This window comes from Corynebacterium sp. (genome assembly GCF_012837295.1).
GTDB lineage: Bacteria > Actinomycetota > Actinomycetes > Mycobacteriales > Mycobacteriaceae > Corynebacterium.
Map to the genome: position 1 here is coordinate 1 of NZ_DURI01000238.1, position 4,681 is coordinate 4,681.

General features: G+C 69.0%; 4 protein-coding genes. 3 read left to right on the forward strand and 1 reads right to left on the reverse strand.

What is annotated here, in order from left to right; all coding sequences use genetic code 11:
- The first annotated feature begins 473 nt into the window (after positions 1-473).
- Together GX015_RS07820 and GX015_RS07825 are read left to right on the forward strand one after the other, a co-directional pair.
- Entirely contained in the window at positions 474-1,193 is a 720-nt protein-coding gene (locus GX015_RS07820; protein ID WP_291344145.1) for a M23 family metallopeptidase, read from the forward strand.
- A gap of 162 nt (positions 1,194-1,355) precedes the next feature.
- Complete coding sequence (locus GX015_RS07825) at positions 1,356-1,868, forward strand: hotdog fold domain-containing protein (protein WP_291344146.1); 513 nt, start codon at positions 1,356-1,358, stop codon at positions 1,866-1,868.
- Positions 1,869-1,877: 9 nt separating this feature from the next.
- Here GX015_RS07825 and GX015_RS07830 read toward each other — a convergent pair whose 3' ends face one another.
- Positions 1,878-4,415, reverse strand: coding sequence for a UvrD-helicase domain-containing protein (locus GX015_RS07830; protein WP_291344148.1), 2,538 nt, complete (start codon positions 4,413-4,415; stop codon positions 1,878-1,880).
- Positions 4,416-4,469: 54 nt separating this feature from the next.
- Here GX015_RS07830 and GX015_RS07835 point away from each other — a divergent pair.
- The coding region (locus tag GX015_RS07835) for a chorismate mutase (RefSeq protein ID WP_291344149.1) at positions 4,470-4,681 on the forward strand (212 nt) is incomplete at its 3' end.

Below are 4,681 nucleotides of genomic sequence, written 5' to 3' on the forward strand. Positions count from 1 at the left end.
CCCGCCCCGGGGTGCGCTTGCGCGGATTGGCGTCACTCACTTCGATGCCGTGCCTTTCCTCCGTGGGCGGTGCTGTCTTCTCGATCGTCTCTGCCCACCCGAGACATCTGCGACGAGACTATCGCGGCGCGCGGATTCGGCTCGGGCGGCGCGGCGGCGCCGGGCGTCGGCTTTGCCGCGTTACGACGGGGGTGGCGGGGGTGAATAATGGGCGGGGGCATGACAACAAAAGGCCGATCAGCGGTGCCAGCGGGGCTTATGTGACTAAACGAGACCGCTGAATCCTGCCCGCGAACGGCAAAAAGAGGAACAGGTCACACAATCCCGACTTTCCCCGCGAACGGCTTGCCCGTCAGTTGCCGTTTCGTTATCGTTACACGCGCTGCATAACGACATGGTTACGTTTTGCGGCCTCCGGGCACTGCACGAGGCCCAAGGTAACCAAGAGATCACACGACTACAGGGGAGTGAACGTGACGCAGACGATTACGCGACGCAAGGGCGGTGCCCACCGCAAGCCGGGCAAGTCCATCAAGAGCCGCATCGCGATGGTCGCGCTGACCTCCTCCGCCGTCTCCGTGTCGGGCGCCGCGGCCACCGCGTCCGCCGACACCAAGGACGCCGACAAGGATCTCGTCGCCCAGGACGCCGCGCAGGCGCAGATGTCCTCCACCCCGATGGTCCTGTCGGTCCGCGACTTCCGTCCGGCGTCCGACCTGGGCACGCACCTGGCCACCGCCCTGGAGTACAACAACCTCCGCACCGCCGCCGACCGCGCCGCCCGCGCCCCGCAGCTGTCCGTCCCGGCCCTCGGCGCCTTCACCTCCGGCTTCGGCCCGCGTTGGGGCACGATGCACAACGGCATCGACATCGCGAACGTCACCAACACCCCGATCATGTCCATCATGGACGGCACCGTCGTCGATTCCGGCCCGGCGCAGGGCTACGGCCAGTGGATCCGCGTCCTCCACGATGATGGCGCGGTGTCGGTCTACGGCCACCTCGAGACCCTCGGCGTCGCCGTGGGCGAGCGCGTCTCCGCCGGCCAGGTCATCGGAGGCATGGGCAACCGCGGTTTCTCCACCGGCACGCACCTGCACTTCGAGATCCACCCCGACGGCACCACCCCGGTCGACCCGGTGGCGTGGTTCCTGCAGCGCGGCCTGGACGTCGTCTCCGGCGGCTCGCTGTAGTTCGCCCCCCTGGCTTTTCGGGCCGGTTCCGCTTCGTGCGGGACCGGCTCTTTTTGCTTGACGACGTCCCGAGCGGCCAGGCACGGGCGTCGCAAAGCACGGAGGCCGCACGATCCTGCGAATCCCGCCCGGCGCCGCTCCCCCGCGACCTACGCTGACGGGATGAACGAAACGAACGCCCCCACCCGGCCCACCGCGACCGCGGAGATGTGGCAGAAGCTGTCGCGCATCCCGATGGTCGGCACCCGCGTCTTCTCGGCCGCCGTATCGCTGAAGGCCCCCTACTTCCGCACGTCGCTGCCGCGGCTGCGCGTCATGGAACCGGGCCTGGCCGTCGCCTCGGCGCCGAAATGGTGGGGAGTGCAGAACCACATCGGCACGTTCCACGCCATCGCCGCCTGCAACCTCGCCGAATTCGTCATGGGCATGCTCTGCGAAGCCTCCGTTCCCGCCACGCACCGCTGGGTGCCCAAGGGCATGACGACGAACTACCTGAAGATCTCCAAGGGCGGCCTCACCGCCACCGCCACCGCCGACCTGCCCGACTTCGCCGAGATCACCCCGGAGTCCGGCGGCCGCAACCTCGACGTCCGCATCGAGCTCGTCGACTCCGAAGGCACGCTGGTGCAGGATGCCGTGATCACCTGCTGGATCACGGCGAAAAAGAAGCGTTAGCCGCGGGCCCTACAGCTTCTCCATCGGCAGGCCGCCGATGAGCATGAGGCGGACCTTGCCGGCCGAACCGAAGTCGATGGTCGCCGTGGCGCGCGGACCCACGCCGTCGACGGACAGCACGGTGCCCAGGCCGTACTTGTCGTGGACGACCTTGTCGCCCGCGGCGAGCTGCAGCTCCGTGTTCTTCTTGCGCCCGCCGGCCGACCCGACGCCGGGGCCCACGCCCGCGCCACCGCCGGCACGGCCGGAGCGCCCGAAACCGCCCGACCGCCCCGACGAGCCGAAGCCGGAGCCGCGGCCGAACGCCGATCCCCCGCCCCACGAGGTCGCGGGCTCCTCGCGCAACCACTCCACGAGCTCGCCCGGGATTTCGCCCAGGAACCGCGACGGCGGGTTGTTCTGCGGCGATCCCCACGACGACCGCGTCTGCGCCCGCGAAATGTAGAGCCGCTTCCGCGCGCGCGTCAGGCCGACGTACGCCAGCCGGCGCTCCTCCGCGAGCTCCTTGGGATCGCCCATCGCCCGCAGGTGCGGGAACTGCCCATCTTCCCAGCCGGTGACGAACACGACGGGGAACTCGAGGCCCTTGGCGGTGTGCAGGGTCATCAACGTCACCACGCCCCGCTCGTCGTCGGGGATCTGATCGGCGTCGGCGACCAGCGACACCCGCTCGAGGAACGCCTGCAGGCTCCCCGGCTCGGGCTGTCCGTCGTCCATGCCATCGCCGGCCGCTGCGCCGTCCCCTGCGGCGTCGTCAAGCTCTTCCATGCCCTCGCGCAACGCCGCCTCCGCCGAGAACTCCCGGGCCACCGAGACGAGCTCGTTGAGGTTGTCCAGGCGCGTGGCGTCCTGCGGGTCCGACGACCGCTCCAGCTCCGCGCGGTAGCCGGTGCGGTCGAGGATCGCCTCCACCAGGTCGCCGATGTCCCCGATGTCGCCGGTGCCCATGTCCGCGGCGATGCCGTCGAGAAGCTCCGCGAAGCCCTTCATCGAATTCCGCGACCGCGCGGCGACCATCGCGACCTCGCCGCGCGCCGCCGCCCGCAGCGCCGCCCCGAAGGACGTGCCGGTGTCCTCCGCGTGCAGCGCGACGTGGGACTGCGCCTTGTCGCCGATGCCGCGGCGCGGGGTGTTGATGATCCGCCGCATCGACACGTCATCGTCCGGATTCGCGATCACCCGCAGGTACGCCACGATGTCGCGCACCTCGCGGCGCTCGTAGAACCTCGTGCCGCCGACCACCGTGTACGGCACGCCCATGCGGATGAACACGTCTTCCAGCGGACGCGACGAATTGTTCGTGCGGTAGAAAACGGCGATGTCGGAGTAGGTGGCCTCGCCGCGGTCGACGAGGTCGTCGATCTCGTTGGTGATGAACCGGGCCTCGTCATGCTCGTTGTCGGCGACGTAGCCCTTGATCTGCTCGCCTTCTCCCAGATCCGTCCACAGCTTCTTTTCGCGGCGGTTCTCGTTGCGCGCGATCAGCGCGTTGGCCGCCGACAGGATCGTCTGCGTCGACCGGTAATTCTGCTCCAGCAGGATCGACTCGGCGTCCGGGTAATCCTCCTCGAACTCCTCGATGTTGCGGATCGTCGCCCCGCGGAACGCGTAAATCGACTGGTCGGAATCGCCCACCACGCACAGCTCACTCGGTGGGACCTCCCCGCCCGGCTTGCCCACCAGCGCCGACACCAGCGCGTACTGCGCGTGGTTGGTGTCCTGGTACTCGTCGACCAGCACGTGGCGGAAACGGCGGCGGTAGTACTCCGCCACATCCGGGTGCTCGCGGAAGATGCGCACCGTCTCGCCGATCAGATCGTCGAAGTCCAGCGCGTTGGCCGCCCGCAGACGCACCTGGTACTCGCGGAACACCCGCGCCACGACCTCGTCGAAGGGGTTGCGGGTGGTCTCCGCGTCCGACGCCGCTCGGTCCGGGCCGATGAGCTCGTTCTTGAGATTCGAGATGCGGTTGGACAGCACCCGGCCCGTGAACTTCTTCACGTCCAGGTCCATGTCGCGGGCGATCATCGACAGCAGACGGCGCGAATCGTCGGCGTCGTAAATGGAGAAGTTCGAGTTCAGCCCCGGCACCAGCGCATGCTGCATGCGCAGGATACGCACGCACGTGGAGTGGAACGTGGCCACCCACATCCGCTGCGCGGTCGGCCCCACCAGCGACGCGACGCGCTCGCGCATCTCCGCCGCCGCCTTGTTGGTGAAGGTGATGGCCAGGATCTGCCCCGGATGCACTCCGCGCGCGCCGATGAGATGCGCGATGCGGCGCGTGAGCACCGCCGTCTTGCCCGACCCCGCGCCGGCGACGATGAGCAACGGCCGCCCCGCGTGCAGGACCGCCGCCCGCTGCTGGGGATTAAGGCCCTCCAACAGGTCATCCCGCGACCCGAACGCGTCGCGGGAATCCGCAGGTGCGGCGGCCGCGCCGAAGACTACGGGCTGGGTGCGTGCCTGTGCGGGGGCCTGCGCGGGGGCCTGCGCGGGGGCGGCGGGATCGGGGCGGGAGGAGGCAAAACCGAACGAATCAACCATGATGGGCCAAGCCTAGCCCAGCCCCCGGATGGCCCATTTGGCAGAATGGAACGCATGAACGACGACCTCATCTCCACCTTCGACGTCCGCACGCCCACCGGCACGGACGATCCGCTGAGCTCGTCCGAGATCGAGAAGTACCGCGAGGAAATCAATCGCCTGGACAACCTCATCATCGACGCCATCCGGCGCCGCACCGAGGTGAGCAAGGCCGTGGGCAAGACCCGCATGGGCTCCGGCGGCACGCGCCTGGTGCACACCCGCGA